Consider the following 270-nt stretch of genomic DNA (forward strand, 5'->3'; position numbering starts at 1 on the left):
CGGCTACTGGCTGCTCGGCCCGTCCGACGTGACCATGGTCGGCGCCAGCGGCCTGATCTTCGGCTACCTCGGCTACCTGGTCGCCCGCGGCTTCTTCGCCCAGTCCCTCTGGCAGGCGGTCTGGCAGCTCGTACTCGGCGTCGCCGTGGCGGTGTACTACCAGTGGACGCTGGTGCTGCTCTACCCCTCGGCCGAGGTGAACACGATGCACATCTCCTGGCAGGGCCACCTCACCGGCCTGCTCTCCGGCATCTTCGGCGCGATCGTCCT

Annotated in this window: 1 protein-coding gene; it reads left to right on the top strand. The window is 68.5% G+C overall.

Translation table 11 applies throughout. The annotated features are described in order from the left end of the window. On the top strand, positions 1-270 hold a 270-nt coding region (locus tag KDK95_RS34940; protein ID WP_212522637.1), incomplete at both ends, for a rhomboid family intramembrane serine protease.

Source organism: Actinospica acidithermotolerans (genome assembly GCF_018139625.1).
Lineage (GTDB): Bacteria > Actinomycetota > Actinomycetes > Streptomycetales > Catenulisporaceae > Actinospica > Actinospica acidithermotolerans.